This window comes from Rahnella sp. BIGb0236 (genome assembly GCF_004364755.1).
Classification (GTDB): Bacteria; Pseudomonadota; Gammaproteobacteria; order Enterobacterales; family Enterobacteriaceae; genus Rahnella; species Rahnella victoriana.
On sequence record NZ_SOAO01000001.1, the window covers coordinates 683,294 to 702,656 of the forward strand.

15 protein-coding genes are annotated in these 19,363 nt (G+C 56.8%); 6 read left to right on the top strand and 9 right to left on the bottom strand.

Features of this window, described 5'->3' with window-relative positions:
* Nucleotides 1–31: 31 nt before the first annotated feature.
* The 9 genes from EDF78_RS02960 to fhuE form a co-directional block, all read right to left on the bottom strand.
* Nucleotides 32–1,177, bottom strand: coding sequence for a membrane-associated sensor domain-containing protein (locus EDF78_RS02960; RefSeq protein ID WP_119824642.1), 1,146 nt, complete (start codon nucleotides 1,175–1,177; stop codon nucleotides 32–34).
* A gap of 84 nt (nucleotides 1,178–1,261) precedes the next feature.
* Complete coding sequence (pqqF, locus tag EDF78_RS02965; protein ID WP_133822501.1) at nucleotides 1,262–3,493, bottom strand: pyrroloquinoline quinone biosynthesis protein PqqF; 2,232 nt, start codon at nucleotides 3,491–3,493, stop codon at nucleotides 1,262–1,264.
* Nucleotides 3,494–3,500: 7 nt separating this feature from the next.
* Nucleotides 3,501–4,658, bottom strand: coding sequence for a pyrroloquinoline quinone biosynthesis protein PqqE (gene pqqE / locus EDF78_RS02970; protein ID WP_095925527.1), 1,158 nt, complete (start codon nucleotides 4,656–4,658; stop codon nucleotides 3,501–3,503).
* Nucleotides 4,621–4,878, bottom strand: a complete 258-nt coding sequence (gene pqqD, locus EDF78_RS02975) for a pyrroloquinoline quinone biosynthesis peptide chaperone PqqD (protein WP_229921234.1) — start codon at nucleotides 4,876–4,878, stop codon at nucleotides 4,621–4,623. Before pqqD ends, pqqE begins: the two co-directional genes overlap by 38 nt.
* 26 nt (nucleotides 4,879–4,904) lie before the next feature.
* On the bottom strand, nucleotides 4,905–5,672 hold the full coding sequence (gene pqqC / locus EDF78_RS02980) for a pyrroloquinoline-quinone synthase PqqC (RefSeq protein WP_133822502.1): 768 nt from the start codon (nucleotides 5,670–5,672) through the stop codon (nucleotides 4,905–4,907).
* Between the two features lie 12 nt (nucleotides 5,673–5,684).
* A complete protein-coding gene (pqqB, locus tag EDF78_RS02985; RefSeq protein WP_133822503.1) occupies nucleotides 5,685–6,596 on the bottom strand; it encodes a pyrroloquinoline quinone biosynthesis protein PqqB in 912 nt (303 codons plus the stop codon).
* Between the two features lie 57 nt (nucleotides 6,597–6,653).
* Complete coding sequence (gene pqqA, locus EDF78_RS02990; protein WP_013578120.1) at nucleotides 6,654–6,725, bottom strand: pyrroloquinoline quinone precursor peptide PqqA; 72 nt, start codon at nucleotides 6,723–6,725, stop codon at nucleotides 6,654–6,656.
* Between the two features lie 169 nt (nucleotides 6,726–6,894).
* Nucleotides 6,895–7,932 (bottom strand): dipeptidase, encoded by a 1,038-nt coding sequence (locus EDF78_RS02995; protein WP_133822504.1) that lies wholly within the window; start codon nucleotides 7,930–7,932, stop codon nucleotides 6,895–6,897.
* 685 nt (nucleotides 7,933–8,617) lie between these two features.
* The gene (gene fhuE / locus EDF78_RS03000) at nucleotides 8,618–10,840 is read right to left on the bottom strand and encodes a ferric-rhodotorulic acid/ferric-coprogen receptor FhuE (protein WP_243839411.1); all 2,223 of its coding nucleotides are present in this window, start codon (nucleotides 10,838–10,840) and stop codon (nucleotides 8,618–8,620) included.
* Between the two features lie 601 nt (nucleotides 10,841–11,441).
* Between fhuE and EDF78_RS03005 the strand changes: the two genes are divergently transcribed.
* From EDF78_RS03005 to EDF78_RS03030, 6 genes are all read left to right on the top strand, one after another.
* Nucleotides 11,442–12,353, top strand: a complete 912-nt coding sequence (locus EDF78_RS03005) for a homocysteine S-methyltransferase family protein (protein ID WP_133822505.1) — start codon at nucleotides 11,442–11,444, stop codon at nucleotides 12,351–12,353.
* Between the two features lie 61 nt (nucleotides 12,354–12,414).
* A complete protein-coding gene (locus tag EDF78_RS03010; protein ID WP_205948439.1) occupies nucleotides 12,415–13,956 on the top strand; it encodes an ABC transporter substrate-binding protein in 1,542 nt (513 codons plus the stop codon).
* Nucleotides 13,957–14,050: 94 nt separating this feature from the next.
* Complete coding sequence (locus EDF78_RS03015; RefSeq protein ID WP_131694168.1) at nucleotides 14,051–14,989, top strand: ABC transporter permease; 939 nt, start codon at nucleotides 14,051–14,053, stop codon at nucleotides 14,987–14,989.
* 18 nt (nucleotides 14,990–15,007) lie between these two features.
* Nucleotides 15,008–15,832, top strand: coding sequence for an ABC transporter permease (locus EDF78_RS03020; protein ID WP_133822506.1), 825 nt, complete (start codon nucleotides 15,008–15,010; stop codon nucleotides 15,830–15,832).
* Nucleotides 15,829–17,415: an ABC transporter ATP-binding protein gene (locus tag EDF78_RS03025; RefSeq protein WP_133822507.1), complete on the top strand. Its 1,587-nt coding sequence runs from the start codon at nucleotides 15,829–15,831 to the stop codon at nucleotides 17,413–17,415. Before EDF78_RS03020 ends, EDF78_RS03025 begins: the two co-directional genes overlap by 4 nt.
* Nucleotides 17,416–17,619: 204 nt before the next feature.
* On the top strand, nucleotides 17,620–19,290 hold the full coding sequence (locus EDF78_RS03030; RefSeq protein WP_133822508.1) for a methyl-accepting chemotaxis protein: 1,671 nt from the start codon (nucleotides 17,620–17,622) through the stop codon (nucleotides 19,288–19,290).
* The last annotated feature ends 73 nt before the right edge of the window (nucleotides 19,291–19,363 follow it).

Here is a 19,363-nt window from a genome sequence, read left to right on the forward strand (position 1 = left end):
CCGGGCGCGGATCTGAACCCGCGCCCGGTTTTTACACCGTTTGTTCCGGACTACCCACGCAATACCCGTTGCGTCCCGCATGTTTGGCGTCATACAGCGCGCCGTCCGCGCGTTTGAGTAATTCCAGCGCGGTCATTCCCGGTGCCCATTGCATGATGCCCTGACTGACTGTCACCGTTTTAGCCACCTGCGACAAGGCATGCGGAATGGCAGCCTGCCCGACGCTTTGCCGGATGCGTTCCGCGACCACTTCGGCATCCTTTGCGGCCGCGCTGTGCAGCAGGATGACAAATTCCTCGCCGCCATAACGGGCGACCAGATCGGCCGGTTGCCTGACCACCTGTTTGAAGCAATCCGCAATGGCGACCAGACAGGTATCACCGGCCTGATGGCCGTAATGGTCGTTGTATTTTTTGAAGAAATCCACGTCGATCATGATCAGGGAAAACGTGCCGCCAGAGCGTTCTGTCTGTGCAATCAGTTGTTCCAGCTGATTATCGAGCTGACGACGGTTCGCCACGCCGGTGAGCGGGTCGTAGTGCGCCAGATTATCCAGCTTACTGACCAGCAACTGGTTATCGCATTCCCGCCGCACGGAGAGCACAAACCAGCGGCTCAGCATGATACGGGCGGTCTCAAACAGGACACTGGCGACCACCATCGCGGCGATCTCCAGAATGGGAATGTCCGGCTTCAGCAGGATCAGATGGAAAAACAATGAGAACCACAGCGGAGACGTAAAGCTGTAGAGGATGGGCATCGTCGGATACAGCGCGATCAGCGCGGTGAAAATCAGCATGCAAAACAGCGGAAAGACCAGCTGTTGTTGCGCGTCACTGATCAGCATGAAATGGAACACCACCGCCCAGTACAGACCGACCAGAAATGCCAGCGCCATCGCCGGTGTGCGTGATTGGATGAAGCGCAGTACCGGCAGAAGAATGATAAAAAACACCAGGAAAACCAGCGCCAGCTTATCCAGCACCGGACCGGTGATCGCCACGTCAGCGTGCGGATCCAGCAGAACCCTGAACTGGTGCCGGCCAAACAAAAACAGCACAAAACAAAGATTGGCGATCAGCAGCCAGAGACCGCTGGTGCGCAGCGAGGCTTTTTTATAATGGTCAAGCAGGGTATCGAATGAGCTGTCCTGCGGAAGGGGAGGAATATTTTGCATGTTTATCCTTAACATCGGGCATGGGGGATAGTGTAGCCGAAGTCATGTACTTACTCCTCCCCCGCGAAATGGATGCCGCCTGTCTCAGGGGTATTGGGTTTGCTCCTCCCCCTGCGAAGGGGGAGGCGGGGAGGGGGTTTTAAGGACGAGACAATCCTCCCCTTCGCAGAACAGGGCGTTGTCCGTTTGCCGTACACAGGCCAGCAGTTGTTCTGTTGTTACCGCCGCAACAGACTCTTCATTCCATTCTGGCGCGTACGCAAACTCCTCCAGCCATTGTTGCCGCGCGGCTTCCAGCCTGTCCGCAGGCTTCACGCTGAGCGATTCCCGCAGCGCGCCGCGTTTTTCTGCCAGTGCTTCGGCGGAAATCTCAGCAACCAGCGCCGGAATGTCAGCGATAAAATCGCCGATAAACCCCAGTAAAGCTTCCGTGTCATACGCGGGCGACTGCAACGCGAACAGGAGCCCGGACTGGCGTGCGGTCTGATGGAAACGGCAACTCACTACGTACCCGATATTCTTTTCGACACGATATTGCCGGAAGAACGTCGGTTCCAGAAAAGCCGCGAGCAGTTGCGTGGCGGCCAGACATTCAGCGGTGTTTTCCGCCAGCGGGCAAAACACCAGCACCGCAGCATCGTCACCGGCGGTGGTGAATTCATGCACTGCGCCTGACGGGCCGCTGACCACGTCCGGCAGTTTTGCCAGCAGCGTGCGGATGGCGATGTCCGATGCCAGCTGACGTTGTTCCTGTTCATACAGCCGTTTGCCCTGTGCCAGCGCGGCGGGTGGCGGGGCGCGCAGCAGTTCAAGCGCCCTGACCAGCGTGCGCGTTGCCCAGGCCTGCGGTCCGCTGAGCTGCAATAAGCCGTTGCCCTGCACATAGCTGAACAGCAGTGAATGCCCTTCATGGGCGGACTGCGCACAGAGGGCGCGCAGGCTGGCGCGGGCGAGGCTGGCCTGTTGCGCCGTCAGCGGCGCGCCGGTGGTCAGAACACTTTCATGGGTTTCAGGGGAGGCAGGGGCCGCCGGAAGGGTAAACGCAAAGGGCGGATCCGTGACGTTGTCACAATCTGACTGCCATGCTTTCAGGCTTACCGGCAGGGTGAAACCTTTTACCACGGTGTTTTCTCCCTGAACATCAGGAGCAATCCACAGCCGTGTCATGTTTTGCGGTCGCAGCTCGCTGAGCAATGTCTGCCAGCCATCTTGTGCGGCGGGCGGGAAATCCAGTGTCTGTGCGCGCAACTGATCCAGCGGTGTCAGGCGGCTGAATTCCCGCCGTGCCAGGGCGATGTAATGCTGTAAATGTCCGGCGCTTAAATCACGGATTTGTTGCAGCCAGTGGCGGAACAGTGTTTCCAGCCGGGCGCGCAACGCAGACGTGGTATCGCACACAAGAAATTCGATGCTGAGAATAGCGTCACGGGCAGAGGCGTACGGCAGCGAAACCCGCACGTTGTCAGCCAGCGCCTGCGTTCGCAGCTGATCCAGCAAACTGTCCGGTGCTTCATCTTCAAGCAGCTGACGCAGTAATGTCAGCACCGGGCAGGGCGTGACCGGAAACGAAAAACGCAGCCGTGGTGAACCGTCGAGACGTAGCCGGAGATGTCGCGCCTCACGCAACGCCAGCGGCTGCACCGGCGCGGGGTGAACCCCCGTCCCGGCAGCAAAGGCATTGCCGTAACGCTCAGCCAGCGCGGTCAGGTCGGTGAACGATTGCGGACCCTGCAACCATAACGTCAGATGGTCAGTGGTGAAAAATTGCTGGTGATAATGCACCAGCGCCTGTTGCAGCGCGGGGATATCATCACCGAAAGAGGCGCGGTGGCCGACGTGAAAATCCTGTAACTGCACAGGCGTCGCGAAGGCCAGACTCTGCGCCGCCTCGCACAGCGAATCCGCATGCCCGCTCAGCATGCGGTATTCGGCGTCGATCACGGCCACTTCCTGCCTGACCGCATCCTCTGTCAGCAGCGGCTGTGCCAGCATATCGGTCAGACGCGCCAGACCGGCTCCGAACTGTGCCGGTGTCATGTCGAAAAACCATGCCGTCGAGGTGGCGTGCGTGGTGGCGTTGAGTTTTGCCCCTGACGCCTGCGCCCATATCATCAGCCGGTCATCGCCCTGAAACTGCTGGCTCCCGGCAAAGACCACGTGTTCAAACAGGTGAGCCAGCCCCGGAAACGCGGCAGGTTCGTGATGACTTCCGGCATTCAGATGCAGCAACGCGGCCGCACGGGTGGCCTGCGGATCGTGGAGAAGGTTGACCCGCAAGCCGTTTTCCAGCGTCAGCGACTGCATGGCAGGCAGCATCAGCGCATCAGCCTTTGAAAATCAGCTGAGAGTTCGCGCGGTTGCGGAACTGCAACTGGTTGATCTGGATGTTGGTGCAGTTGGCCTGTTCGCGCGCGGCGAGAATTTTGCCGTGATGCTCCGATTTGGAACACACCGGATCGGCGTTGTCGGCATTGCCGGTGAGCATAAACGCCTGACAGCGGCAGCCGCCGAAGTCTTTCTCTTTTTCAGAGCAGGAACGGCAGGGTTCCGGCATCCAGTCGAAGCCACGGTATTTGTTAAAGCCGAAGGAGTCGTACCAGATTTCCTGCAACGTATTCTCCAGCACCGACGGGAATTCCACCGGCAACTGGCGCGCACTGTGGCACGGCAGCGCCATACCTTCCGGCGTCACACTGAGGAAAATCGCGCCCCAGCCGCCCATGCAACCTTTCGGACGCTCTTCGTAATAATCCGGCGTCACAAACAACAGATTGGCGAGATTACCGGTACCGGCCATTTTTTCGCGGTACTGATGTACGACGTCTTCGGCACGGGCGATCTGTTCACGGGTCGGCAACAAACCCTCGCGGTTGAGCTGCGCCCAGCCGTAAAACTGACAGGTCGCCAGTTCCACGTCATCGGCTTCCAGCTCGATACTCAGGTCGATAATCTTGTCGATCTGGTCGATGTTATGGCGGTGCAGCACGAAGTTCAGCACCATCGGATAACCGTGGGCTTTCACCGCTTTTGCCATTTCCAGTTTTTGCCGGAAGGCTTTGGCATTGCCCGCCAGCGCGGCGTTCAGCGTTTCATCACTGGCCTGAAAACTGATCTGAATATGGTCCAGACCCGCCTGCGCAAAGGCATCGATTTTCTTTTCGGTCAGCCCGATACCGGACGTGATCAGATTGGTGTAAAAGCCCAGATCACGGGCGGCGCGGATCAGCTCCGGCAAGTCTTTACGCACCAGCGGTTCACCGCCGGAGAAGCCGATTTGCACCGCGCCCATTTCCCGCGCTTCCTCAAACACTTTGATCCACTGCGCGGTGGTCAGCTCTTTTTCCTGTTTAGCGAAATCGAGCGGGTTCGAGCAATACGGACATTGCAGCGGGCAGCGGTAAGTCAGTTCGGCCAGCAGCCACAGCGGCGGTTTGACCGCAGGTTTAAGCAGGTTCACGGAAGGTAATCCACTTTTGTGCATGGGCCTGAGCGAAGAAATCTTTGACGTCATCATTCACGCCACCGGCTTCCGGAAAGCGCGTATTCAGCTCATCAATGATATTGGCAATCGTCCGCTCGCCGTCCACCAGTTGCAAAATGAAGGTCGCGCTGTCGTTCAGTTTCGCCATGCCTTCCGGGTACAAAATCACATGGCAGTCCTGCGTTTTCTCAAACTGCATGCGGTAGCCGCGACGAAACATCGGCGTGTAGTGTTCGGTAATGGTGATCACAGGAGTCTTCCTTTATGCCAGACCGCCTGTTGCGTCACGCTGTGGTACGGCGGGCGGTTCAGTTCGTAGGCCATGGTCATGGAATCTAGCATGCTCCACAGAATATCGAGTTTGAATTGCAGGATTTCCAGCATGCGCTGTTGTTTTTCGACGGTATCGCAGTATTCCAGCGCCAGCTGTAAACCGTGTTCGACGTCGCGGTTGGCCTGGCTGAGACGGCTGCGGAAATAGCCGTAACCCTCTTCCTCGATCCAGGTGTAATGCTGCGGCCAGCTCTCGAGACGCGCCTGATGGATTTGCGGGGCGAAAAGTTCGGTCAGCGAGCTGCACGCGGCTTCCTGCCAGACGGCGCGGCGGGCAAAGTTAACGTACGCATCGACGGCGAAACGCACGCCCGGCAGCACCCTTTCTTCTGAAAGCAGTACGTCGCGATCCAGACCCACCGCTTCGCCCAGACGCAGCCAGGCTTCGATACCGCCTTCGCTGTCACCATGACCGTCGTGATCGAGAATACGCTGCACCCATTTGCGGCGGGTTTGCGGATCCGGGCAGTTGGCCATGATCGCCGCGTCTTTCAGCGGAATGCTGGTCTGATAATAGAACCGGTTCGCCACCCAGCCCTGAATTTGCTCGCGGGTCGCCTGACCGTTATGCATCGCAATGTGGTACGGATGATGGATGTGATAAAACGCGCCTTTGGCACGCAGCGCCTGTTCAAATTCTTGCGGCGTCATCGGTGACGTCGGAGTTGTCGATATGCTCATGGTCGTTTTGCCCTACAGTTCGATGCGCATCCCGTCCCGGCTGACTTCGATATTTTGTTGCGTCAGCGCCTGCCGCTCGGCAGAGGATTCATTGAGGATCGGGTTGGTATTATTAATATGGATGAGAATTTTGCGTTCTGCCGGAAGGGAAGAGAGCAGGGCAATCAGCCCCTGTTCTTCGGCAAGCGCCAGATGGCCCATGTCTTTGCCGGTATTACGGCCGACGCCGGTGGTCGCCAGCTCGTTATCCTGCCACAGCGTGCCGTCAATCAGCAGGCAGTCGGCTTTGTTCAGCCAGCGCAACAGTTCATCGTCCGGTTCGCCCAGTCCCGGCGCATACAGCAGCGAGGTGCCGGTCCGGGTGTCTTCGATAAACAGCGCGATATTGTGGCCCGGCAGTGGCTTGCCTCGATATTTCGAATACGGCGGCGCGTTGCTCAGCAGCGGAATAGCCGTGAACGTCAGATTCGGGCAGACGGCCACGGAGAAGCTGTTCTCCGGCTCGATAACGTGGTGTTGCAGGCCGCCATTCCAGTGAGAAAGCATGGTAAAAATCGGGAAACCGGTGGTTAAGTCTTCGTGGACTTCCGGCGTACACCACACCTGATGCGGGCAGCCTTCGCGCAAATTCAGCAGGCCGGTGCAGTGATCAATCTGGCTGTCGGTCAGGATAATGGATCCGATAGCGGTGCCGCGTAAAACGTCGTGTTTAATCAGTTCCGGCGTGGCGGCAATCTGGTGGCAAATGTCCGGTGACGCGTTGCACAGCACCCAGTCGGTGCCATTGTCGCTGACGGCAATCGACGATTGTGTGCGGGCGGACGTTTTCATGGTGCCATTGCGCACACCCTGACAGTTGCTGCAATTGCAGTTCCATTGCGGGAAGCCGCCGCCTGCCGCGGAACCAAGTACGATAATCTGCATGTGAGAACCAGGGGAAAGGGAAGGAAGATGCCCACAGTAAACCGTGGGCATAAGGGCTTAGCGGTTAGAAATGTACAGGGTCACTTCTAAGCCTAAACGCAGGTCTTCGAAAGAAGGTTTAGTCCACATAATTACGTCCTCTTGGTGATAACAGTAGTAAGTTCACTGCCCCTTTTATTGCGGCAGGTGATCGGCTTATTGTCAAATATCGCGGGTTTGGCTACAAAAATGTTGCGATGGATCCAAACCGCTATTGCCCTGTAAGCCACAGGGATTAGGGCAAACGCCGGATGAAAAACTATTCACCCCACGTTTGCTTTAATACTTTCAGCCAGTTGCGGCAGGCGATTTTTTCGATCAGTGCATCGCCGTAACCGGCATCGGACATGGCCTGCAACAGCACCGGCAGTCCGGCGACATCACCCAGCGCGTCCGGCACATTGATACCGTCGAAATCCGAACCAAAACCGACATTTTCTTCGCCCAGTTTAGCAAGAAGGTTATCAAGATGTTTAACAATTTCGGTGACCGGGGTATCGCCATGGCGTTTGCCATCAGCCCGCAAAAACGCGGTGCCGAAATTAACGCCAACAAAGCCGTCACTTTCGGCGATGGCGGCCAGTTGTTTGTTGGTCAGGTTACGCGGCTGCGGACATAACGCATGCACATTGGAATGGGTGGCAACCAGCGGCGCATCGCTGAATTTCGCTGTCTGCCAGAAGGCTTTTTCATTCATGTGCGAGACATCGAACAGAATTTTCTTCCGGTTGCATTCGCGCAGCAGGTCAAGCCCGGCGGGCGTCAGACCGTCACCGGTGTCCGGCGATCCCGGAAAGTCGCCCTTTACGCCGGTCCCAAACTGATTGGGTAAATTCCACAGCGGCCCGATGCTGCGCAGCCCTTTTTCATACCACAGATCCAGCCGCGAGAGGTCATCGCCAAGCGCCTCCGCTCCCTCGATATGCATCACCATTGCCAGCACGCCCCGGGCGATACAGTGTTCAATTTCACTCACAGAACGGCAGATTTTTGCCCGTCCTGCGGATTGCATTTCGAGGCGTTCCAGCAGTGAAATCTGTGCCTGAGTAATGGCAAAAGCGTCATGCGGCACAGCAGGGGAGTTGGGCTTCAGTTGCGGCATATATGAAGCAGGTGGTACGAAAACAGCAAATAACCCGCCAGCGAAGCCGCCGAGACGACAGCGCCTGAAGTCGAGATGTCCTTCCAGCGAGCCATCAAGAAACAAGGCAGCAGGATCTGCTGCATCATGCAGCCAAAGGCGGAGTAACAGGTCGTTGTGACCGTCAAAGACAGGGAGATGAGGGATGGTGTTCATGATGTTAATGGTACTTTATAAAGTCATGTTGAAACATGAAGAATTATGTAAGTTTTGGTTTTTTTGCACGGATCGGCGCAAAGGGGGCGATTTTAAAAATCAATTTCCAGGTCAAGGTCAAGACCGTGGGCGTCGGCCCACACCGACTTGGGGGGCGGCCTGTCGCCGCCACCCCCCAAGACCCCCCGGGCTCTTTTACTGCGCGCTACCGCTGGGACGATGGACATGTTTCGTGGCTATTGTAAGTGGCGCAAAATGTCATCGCTGCGCGATTCCCGAATTTCAGGTTTCGAGCCATAGGTCTCGAACCGTTCATTCGGTGCCATTTTTGAGCACGCCAATCAACATTTTTAAAAGATGAAACAGCTCTGCTTTTGAATTTAAGATCGTGCGGGCGATTCAGAAATCTTGCTGAACGGAGCGGCCTGAAGACCTCAGGCTTCAGGACCGAGAGAGGGCACCGCGCAGCGGCAAGATTTCCAGCCTGTCGCGGAGATACCTGAAACATAGCCAGCGAGCGGAGCGCGTATTGAAAAAGCGAGGGGAGTTCAGAGGGGAAAAGCCTTTCCCCTCTGGTCGGTTTCGGCGCAGCGCGTCTTGTGACCGCGGCACTTGAGAAACCGAAATATTCTCGATCGAGCCCTCACTGCAAGTGATAAGCCGCAATTGCTGCGGCCTCAGCAAATCAGAAACTATAACTCGCCGTCACCGACACATTTCTCGGTTCACCGTAAACCACGTACTGGTTCACACTGGTGTCATATTCTTTGTCGAACAGGTTATTGATGTTGCCCTGCACGGCCAGCTGTTTCGTAACCTGATAGCGGCTGAACAGATTGACCAGCGCATAGCTGCCTTGCTCAGCGTAACGGGTGCCGTTGCCGCTTGGGCCAGGGACGGTATCCCAGACGTGTGTCTGCCAGTTCACGCCACCGCCGACGGTCAGATCCTGCAACATCGGCAAACGGTAGCTGGAGAACAATTTCAGCTGAGTGCGCGGCAGTTGCGGGTTGACCGCATCACCGTTTTCATCTTCTGCAATGTAACGGGTGCCGCCGAACGTCATCTGCCAGTTATCGGTCAGTGCGCCGTTGACTTCGAATTCGACACCACGACTGACGGTGCCGTTCTTACCTTCGTAAGCGGTATCGGTCGTGCCCGGAATAACGCGGCCAGTGCTTTGCGCGACGTTATCCAGTTCCGCGCGGAAGATGGACACGGAGGCGGTCAGACGGCTGTTGAACCAGTCGGATTTCACGCCCGCTTCGTAGTTTTTGCCGATAACCGGTGACAGATAGCCGCCATTGATATCGCGGTAAGTCTGCGGCTGGAACACCGAGGTGTAGCTGGCGTAAGTGGACCAGGTATCGTTGATATCAAACACCAGACCGGCGTACGGCGTGATGTTGTTCTTCTCGATCTGATCCGTCAGCGTGTGTGAATTCCAGTTGGTGTAACGCGCCCCGACGATCAGATGCAGCGGATCAGCCAGTGACAAACGGGTGGCGATGTACGCAGATTTCTGACGGATGGTGTTATCTTCCGCCAGAGAACGCGGACCCCAGTCGGTTTCAGGGAACTGACCGTTGAAATCGTTGAAGTTACCCAGCTCTTCGGTGGTGATGTTGGCGAAAGAGCTGTAATAGGTATTTTGCTGTTTGCTGTAGCTGACGCCGGTCATCAGTTCATGCTGACGGCCAAACAGGTTGTACGGGCCGCTGGCGAAAGCGTCCACGCCATCCACTTTACGTTTACCGGTGTTATAGCCCGTTCCGCCCACGACCGGATAACCGGCATACATGGATTCACCCACGCCGGTGGTTTTATCGAATGTCCCGTCGATGTACATCATTTTACTGTCGATATGGGATTCGGTATGCGTGCCGTTCAGCGTTGCCTGCCAGCCGTTATCGAAGGACTGCTTCAGGGTGGTGAACAGTTTGGTGGTTTCTTTATCGCTGTATGCCCAGTCCGGTGCCGAGTTAAATCCGCGACGGTAATCGGTTTTGCTGCCGTCCAGATACCAGCGCGGCATACCGCCCCAGGTCGGGCTGTCGGTGTTGGTTTGCTGGAATTCGTAGCCTGCGGACAGCAGGGTCGACTCGGTCAGATCAGCATCGACGGTGGCGTAAACGAATTTTTTGGTCGCGCCGTAACGCTCAACGTAACTGTTTTTATCCTGATAACCGGTGACCAGACGGCCACGCACGCTGCCGGAGGCGTTGAGCGGCGTCGACAAATCGGCCACATAACGCTGTTTATTCCAGCTGCCGTAAGTCGCGGAAACATTGCCGGTAAACTCTTTGCTGTCGGCGTGTTTGCGTACCTGATTGACCGAGGCTGACGGGTTGCCCGGGCCGGTCATCAGACCGGTGGCACCACGCACCACTTCGATACGGTCGTAAATGGCGGTGTCTGACTGTGCATCGCCAAGATCCCAGCGCGGGTCGAAGGAGGTCGGGATGCCATCAACCATATAATTGTCGATCAGGAAACCACGGGCGTAATAAGTGCGGCGGTCAAGATCCGAGACGCTTTCCTGAATACCGGTGGTGTTTCTCAGCACGTCACCGAGCGACTGTAACTGCTGATCCTGCATACGTTGCTTGCTGATAATACTGACGGACTGCGGAATGTCGCGGGCAGTCAGCGCCATTTTGGTTCCGGCGGTGGTCACCGGCACGCTGTAATCGGTCGCGGCGGTATCCGCTGCGCCTGCAGAACTGTTCTCGCCAGTGACGACGAGCGTATCGTCCGCCGCTTTCTGTGCAGTGGTTTCTGCCGCATACGCAGAATGCAAAGACGACGAAATGAGCAGTGCGATAACTGAAAGTGAAAGTTTTTTTCCTGAATGATGATGTGTGTCTTTCCTGACAATGAAGGCGCAATTCCCTGAAACGGTTGACATAAATACTCTCCACACGGTTATTTTATTATTTTTTAAGCCACTGCCTTTTTGTATTAATACGGCTTTATCAGCATGAATATCCCCGCCAGGATCCCCCGGAACGAAGGCTGGAAAAAGGAAATACATATCAGGTTAATAAAGCGAATGAGAATAATACGCATTGGGTTTACTGGTGTAAATAAGTATTACAGACGGGGGAGGAGTGGGGGGTTGTCGCATAGCTCCCTCCCCTGCGAAGGGGAGGGCTGGGGTGGGGTATTAAGGTCAAAAACTAAATTCAAAGTGTGCTTTAACTCATTGCTTTGTATTTAAAACCCCCTCCCAACCTCCCCCTTCGCAGGGGGAGGAGCCAAAAACCGCCCCGGTCTGGCCGCCAGACGTTGCTGAGAAAGTGCTCAGTTAGCTCCCACCCCTTCGCAGGGTGAGGAGCAAAGATAAAAACCCTTTCACCCTTCAGGGCAAGTGAGAACAATTTGCAATTAAAAACCCACTTTTTAGCCATTAAGAAATCTAGACATCTAAACGTTCGTTTTGTAGAGTGGACGCCACCTGCTGAGTTAATAATTGATTCGGTTAAGAAAAATACGATGGCGGCGACACAATGATCAGTAACATTAAAATCCTCGATGGCGGCATGGGCCGCGAACTGGCCCGGATGGGCGCTCCTTTTCGTCAGCCGGAGTGGTCTGCGCTGGCGCTGATGCAGGCACCGGAATATGTGCGTGCTGCTCATGACGCGTTTATTGCCGCCGGTTCTCAGGTGATCACCACGAACAGTTACGCCGTCGTGCCGTTCCACGTCGGGGAAGAAGTGTTTGCGGAGCAGGGCGCGGTGCTGATCGCGCTTTCCGGTAAGCTCGCGCGCGAAGCGGCGGACGCGGCACCGGCTAAGGTGCGGGTCGCGGGTTCACTGCCTCCGGTGCTGGGGTCTTATCGCCCGGATCTGTTCGAGCCGGTGGCGGCGAAAAAACTGCTGCGGGTGCTGGTGGAGAATCTGACAGATCACGTCGATGTCTGGCTGGCAGAAACACAGAGTTCTGTGGCGGAAGTTGAAGCGGTGCGTGATGTGCTGGGCGATGACCCGCGTCCGTTGTGGCTGTCCTTCACTTTGCAGGACAATCTCGACCCACAGGGCAACGCGCTGCTGCGCTCCGGTGAGTCTGTGGAACAGGCGGTCAGCGCCGCGCTGCGGATTTCTGCCGGTGCCGTGCTGTTCAATTGCAGCCGTCCGGAAGTGATGGCGACGGCGGTGAAAACCGCCCGTGACGCGCTGACGGCGCAGGGTTCTGCGCTGGATATTGGCGTGTACGCCAACGCCTTCGAGCCTTCCGACAATACGCGCGGTGCCAATGAAGGGCTGAGCAAAATGCGTCAGGACACCGATCCGGCCGGATACCTTGATTTCGCGAAAGACTGGGTGGCACAGGGCGCGACCATGGTCGGCGGTTGCTGCGGCATCGGGCCGGAACACATTGCCGCGCTGAAACAGGCTTTCGCCAAAGAGCATTCATAAAAACAATAAAACGCATATCCATTCAGAAGGTTAATCCTTCGGAGACAGGGGAAAACACATGATTGATCGTCGTTCGTTTATTAAAAGTGCGGGGGCACTTTCCGTGGCTGCGGCTACCCATTCCCTGTGGCTGGGCAATGCCTTTGCCGCAGAGGCAGAAAAACCGAAAAAGGGCGGGCATCTGGTGGTTGGCGTGGATAACGCCTCCAGCACAGACCGTCTGGATCCGGCATTCTGGTTCGAAACCTACATGTATTTCGTCGGTTCGCAGATGTTTAACAATCTGGTGGAAATCGATGAAAACGCCAAACTGGCACCGTCACTTGCCGAGTCGTGGGCTTCCACTGATGGCAGCAAAACCTGGGTGCTGAAAATCCGTCAGGGCGTGCAGTTCCACGATGGCCGCTCGCTGGGCGCGAAAGACGTGGTCTATTCCCTGAATCACCATCGCGGTGAGAAATCCACTTCGCCGGTGAAAGGCTATCTGGATGCTGTCAGTTCGATAGAAGCCACCGGCGATCACGAAGTGACGATTAAACTCACCGCGCCGGACGTCGAATTCGTCTGGCTGCTGAGCGCCGTGCATTTCGCCATTACCGCTGAAAATGAAAACTTTGATAAAGGCATCGGCACCGGCGCGTTCATTCTGGAGAAATTCCAGCCGGGCGTGACCACGCTGACCAAACGCAATCCGAATTACTGGAACAGCGAACGCGGCCATGTGGATTCCGTCGAAACGCTGGCAATGAACGACTCCACCGCCCGCGTGGCGGCGCTGGTCAGCGGGTCGGCGCAACTGATTAACCGCGTGAATCCGCGCATCGTCAGCCGCATCGAACGTATGCCGAACCTGAAACTGGTACGCGCCAAAGACAGCATGATTTACACCTTCCCCGGCCTGTCGAATCTGGCACCGTTCGATAATGTCGATGGCCGTCTGGCGCTGAAATACGCCATTGATCGCCAGAAAATTATCGACACCGTGCTCGGCGGTTACGCCAGCGTGGCGAACGACAACCCGATCTTCCCGTCGAACCGTTACTTCGCAAAAGACATTCCGCAGCGTCCGTACGATCCGGAAAAAGCGCAATTCCACTGGAAGAAATCCGGTTTCAGCGGCCCGCTGACGCTCAATGTGGCGGATGCCGGTTTCCCCGGCGCGGTCGATGCCGGTCAGCTTTATCAGCAATCCGCTGCCAAAGCGGGCATTAACCTGAATGTGGTGCGCGTGCCGGACGATGCGTTCTGGAACGACATCTGGCAGAAGAAAGCGTTTGTGTCGTCGAACTGGGCGAACCGTCCGACCGCCGACGCGCTGCTTTCGCTGGTCTTTACCAGCCAGTCTTCCTGGAATGAATCGGCGTGGCATGTGCCGGAATTTGATGCGATGGTCAAAGCCGCACGCGGCGAAGCGGACGAAGCGCGCCGTAAACAGATTTATCATGATATTCAGGTGATGCTGGTCGATCAGGGCAGCGAAATCATTCCGCTGTACGCCGATGCGCTGGACGGGTGTTCCGCCAAAATCAAAGGGTTCACGTCTGTGCCGGGCATGCCGCTGAGCGGTAACCGTGCGGCGGAGAAAGTCTGGATCGAAGGCTGAACCGGGTAAAAATATGTCTGACTTATCTGCACAACAGAAAGCGACTCAACGGCCTGCGGGCCGTTTTTCGCACTTTCGTTCTTCGCTGCTAAGCATGATTCTGGTTCGCCTGTTTTATGGCGTGCTGGTGGTGCTGGCGGTTTCCATGCTGATTTTTGCCGGTGTGCAACTGTTGCCGGGCAACGCGGCGACGGCGATCCTCGGGCAGAGCGCCACGCCGGAAGCCATCCGCGAGCTGAATCTGCAACTCGGGCTGGATCAGCCGGCGGTCAGTCGCTATCTGAGCTGGCTGACCGGCGTGCTGCACGGCGATTTCGGCACCAGTTTTTCCACCCGCGAAGCCATCAGCGGTCCGCTGTTTACCCGTCTGGGGAATACGCTGTTTCTGGCCGGATGCACCGCCGCGATTGCCGTGCCGCTGGCGCTGCTGATCGGGTTTATCTCGGTGCGTTATCAGGGCAGTGTCATTGATACGCTGCTCAGCGCCATCACCCGCGCCACCGTCGCGCTGCCGGAATTCTTCTCCGGTTATCTGCTGATCCTGATTTTTGCCATTACGCTGGCATGGGCGCCGAGCAACAGCAGTATCACGGCGGAGATGCCGCTGGCCGCCCGACTCTCTGCGATTTCCCTGCCGTGCGCCACGCTGGTGCTGGCGATCCTCGGCCATATGAGCAACATGACCCGCGCCGCGCTGATTGCTGCGCAAAGTTCGGCGTATGTCGATACCGCGCTGCTGAAAGGGCTGTCGCCGTCGCGCATTTTATGGCGTCACGTATTGCCCAACGCCGTGGGGCCGATCATTAACGTCGTGGCGATCAATCTGGCTTACCTGATGGTCGGCGTGGTGATCGTCGAGAACGTGTTTGTCTATCCGGGGCTGGGACAATATATGGTCGACAGCATCAGCAAACGCGACATTCCGGTGATGCAGGATTGCGCGCTGCTGCTGGCCGGGATTTATATCCTGCTGAATTTGCTGGCGGATGTGATGGCGCTGGTCGCTAATCCGCGTTTACGCCACAACCGCTGAATTTTAGGAATTGCTGCAATGCGTGCACTCCCTGCATTAAAACCGGTTTCGGTACTCGGTCTGCTGGTACTGAGTCTGTTTATACTTATCGCCATTTTTGCGCCGTGGCTGGCACCTCACGCGCCGGATCAGACTCTTGGCATGTCGTGGGATTTACCGGGGCCGGATGCGCTGCTCGGCACGGATAATCTCGGCCGCGATCTGCTTTCCCGCCTGATCTGGGGCACCCGCGTCTCTCTCGGTGTGACGGCGCTGGCGTCGCTGGTGGCCTTTGCCGTCGGCTGTACGCTCGGTTTTATTGCCGGGCTGCGCGGCGGCTGGCTGGATCAGGTGATTTCCCGCTGTAACGACATCGTGATGGCCATTCCGACGCTGATCCTGGCGCTGATCGTCCTGGCGGTTTTGCCGAAAACCCTTCTGCTGCTGACGCTGGTGCTCGGCCTGCTGGAGTCGGTCCGGGTACTGCGCGTGGCGCGGTCGCTGGCGGTGGATATCGGCGTGATGGAATTTGTCGATGTGGCCCGTCTGCGCGGTGAAAGCCTTGGCTGGATCCTCTGGCATGTGATTTTGCCGAATGCGTTGCAGACGCTGATTGCCGAATTCGGCCTGCGTTTTATCTTTATTTTGCTGTTCCTCTCGGCGCTGTCATTCCTCGGGCTGGGCATTCAGCCGCCGACCGCCGACTGGGGCGGGCTGGCGCGGGATAACAAAGATGGCATTTTGTTTGGCGTCTGGGCGGCACTGCTGCCGGGTGGCGCGATTGCGGTGCTGGCGCTGGCGGTCAACGCCGTGGCGGACTGGCTGATGAGCGGTGAACGTCGCGCGTGGGGGAAGAAAGCATGAACGGACACTTACTGAAGGTCGAAAACCTGCGCGTGGTGTCGCAGGGGAAAAATCCCCGTGTGCTGGTGGATGATGTGTCGTTCACCGTGAAACGTGGCGAAGTGCTCGGGCTGATCGGCGAATCCGGCGCAGGGAAATCCACCATCGGGCTGGCGATCCCCGGCCATTGCCGTCAGGGGATGCGCATTCAGTCCGGCAGTATCCGCTTCAACGGCCAGGAACTGACCGCGCTGTCTGAGCGTCAGCTGCGACAGGTTCGCGGCAGGCATATCGCCTATGTCGCGCAGTCTGCCGGTGCGGCCTTTAACCCGGCAATCACGCTGGGCGAGCAGGTGATCGAAGCTGCGCTTAAGCACCGTATCCTTCCGCGTCAGCAGGCGCAGGCGAGGGCCATTGAATTGTTCACCCAACTCGGTTTGCCGGATCCTCAGCAGTTTTATCAGCGTTATCCGCATCAGGTTTCCGGCGGCCAGTTACAGCGCGCGATGATTGCGATGGCGTTGTGCGCGGGACCGGAGTTACTGATTTTCGATGAGCCGACCACGGCGCTGGATGTCACCACGCAGCTTGGCGTGCTGAAAGCCATCAGTGACGTGATCCGTCTTTCCGGCGTGGCGGCGATTTACATCAGTCATGATCTGGCGGTGGTCGCGCAGATCAGCGATCACATTATGGTGTTGCAGCACGGCAAAACCGTTGAGCAGGCGGAAACCGCGCAACTGCTGACGCGGCCTGAGAAGGATTACACCCGCCGCCTGTTGCACGCGCAGGGCGGGAGCAAAACCCCGCAAACCGGCGATGCGCCGGTGGCACTGGAAATCCGCCATATCAGTGCGCGCTATCATGCGCAGCCGGTGTTGCAGGATATCTCGCTGAGCCTGCCACGCGGGCGCACGCTGGCGGTGATCGGTGAATCCGGCTCGGGAAAATCGACCCTTGGCAAAGTGATTTGCGGACTGCTGGCCCCGGAGGCCGGAGACATCCGTCTGGATCAGCAGGTATTGCCCGCCAGCTTGCGCCAGCGCAGCCGCGTGCAGTTACGCGATGTGCAGCTGATCCATCAAATTCCCGATACGGCGCTGGATCCGAAAGCACGCATTTTTAACCAGATTTCCCGCGTGCTGGAATGTTTTACTTCCCTGAACCGCAGCCAGCGTGAGGCGCGGGTGCGTGGCCTGCTGGCACAGGTCGGGCTGAATGCGGACATTGCGGAACGTTTTCCTGCTGCGCTTTCCGGCGGCCAGAAACAGCGCGTATGTATCGCACGGGCGCTGGCGGCGGAACCGAAAATCATCGTCTGCGACGAACCGACTTCGGCGCTCGACCCGCTGGTCGCCCGCGATGTGCTGGCGCTGTTACGCCAGATCCAGCATGACACCGGGATTGCTTACCTGTTTATCACGCACGATTTGCAGGTGGTGCGCGAAGTGGCGGATGACGTCGCGGTGCTCAGACAGGGCGTGATTGCACGGCAGGGACCGGCAGCCACCGCGCTGGCAGAGCCTCTGGACGATTACACCCGCGAGTTGCTGCGTTCGGTGCCCGAAATGCGGACTGGCTGGCTGGAGGACATGTTTTCCTGATCACGCTCCCTCTGCGAAGGGGGAGCAAAATAGTCATCCTTCTTTACACTTTCCAAATATTCTCTTCACTAAAGATTCCCTTATTTATACCGATAACCCTTTTGAAATAAATTAATCATTAGAAAGTGGTTCCGCTATGTAATCAATATTTTGAATTATTTTTCATTGTATTTGTTTTATTGGCCAGGAAATAAGGGAAATAAAATGTTTAAACTGATCAACAATATGCGCGTCGGCGCCCGTCTGGGTGCAGCGTTCAGCCTCGTCATCTTGCTGCTGATCATCGTCAGCGTGACAGCCGTAACCAAAATAAGCAGCATTAACAGCAGCATTGAACAAATCGTCAACGATCGTTATGTGAAAGTCCGGCTGGCATTTGATGTCCGTGACGGCGTGAATGACCAGATTAAATATTTACGCGGCATTGTTATTGATACTAAAAATCCGGAGCAAAATAAGAAGCGTTATTTGCAACTGGATGACACGGTTAAACAAACCAATCTGGCGATGGATAAAATCGCCGCCATCCAGACCACTGTGACCGGCAAGCAAAAAATCAAAGCCTTGCAGGATGCGAGCGATACGTTTGAAGCGGCGAAAGAACAACTGGTCGCCTTAACCCGCGCCGGGGATATGGACGGCGCAACGGAATATGTGCTGCGCAAACTGACCACCTCGCAAAATGCGTATCTGGATCTGGCGACCGCGTTTGCCAACTCTCAGGATCAGCAGTTGCAGGCCGAAGGCAAAAAAGCGGTGTCAGACGGGTCTGTCGCCATTCAGCTGACGCTGATTTTCTCCGCGCTGGCGATTTTAGTCGCTGCCGCGCTGGGCTTCTTCCTGACCCGTTCCATCACCCGTCCTCTGCATACTGCCGTGAAAGTGGCTGAAAATGTGGCGGCAGGGGATCTGACCACGCAGATCCAGGTGACGTCACATGACGAAACCGGTCAGCTGATGCAGGGTCTGAAAAACATGAACGAAAACCTGCTGAAAATCGTCACCGAAGTGCGTGCAGGCACCAACGCCATCACCAGCGCTTCCAGCGAAATCGCCGCCGGGAACCTGGATTTGTCTTCCCGTACTGAGCAGCAGGCCAGCTCGCTGGAAGAAACAGCGTCGGCGATGGAGCAGATGACCGCTACCGTGAAACAGAATGCCGATAACGCGCGTCAGGCCAATCAGCTGGCGGCGCAGGCTTCCCGTGTTGCAGTGCAGGGCGGTGAAGTGGTGGGCGAAGTGGTGAACACCATGGAAGGCATTAATACGTCTTCGCGTAAGATTGTCGATATCATTGCGGTGATCGACGGCATCGCTTTCCAGACCAACATTCTGGCGCTGAACGCCGCCGTTGAGGCCGCGCGTGCCGGTGAGCAGGGACGTGGCTTTGCCGTGGTGGCATCGGAAGTCCGCAACCTGGCGCAACGTTCCGCCAGCGCCGCGAAAGAGATCAAAGTGCTGATCGACGATTCTGTGGCGAAAGTAGATAACGGTACGCAACTGGTCGCCAAAGCCGGGGAAACCATGGCAGAAGTGGTCTCAAGCGTGAAAAACGTCACCGATATCGTCGGCGAGATTGCCATTGCCAGCAATGAGCAAAGCACCGGCATTGAAGAGATCAACAAAGCCATCAACCAGATGGATGAAGTCACGCAGCAGAACGCCGCATTGGTTCAGGAAGCGTCATCGGCCGCGTACTCACTCAATGAGCAGGCGGAGCGTTTATCGCAGGCGATCAGCATCTTTAAAGTCAGTGCCGGTTCGGCGACGGCGGCAGTGCGTAAAGCCGCTCAGGCCAAAACACCGGCCTTGCTGTCAAACCGTCAGGCTTTACCGGCGGGGAATGCGGATCAGGGCAACTGGGAAACGTTCTAAATCCGGCTGAGTTTCTGAAAATAGTTCTGTATCCGTTCTAAAACCCGACAATTTTTGTCGGGTTTTTTACTTT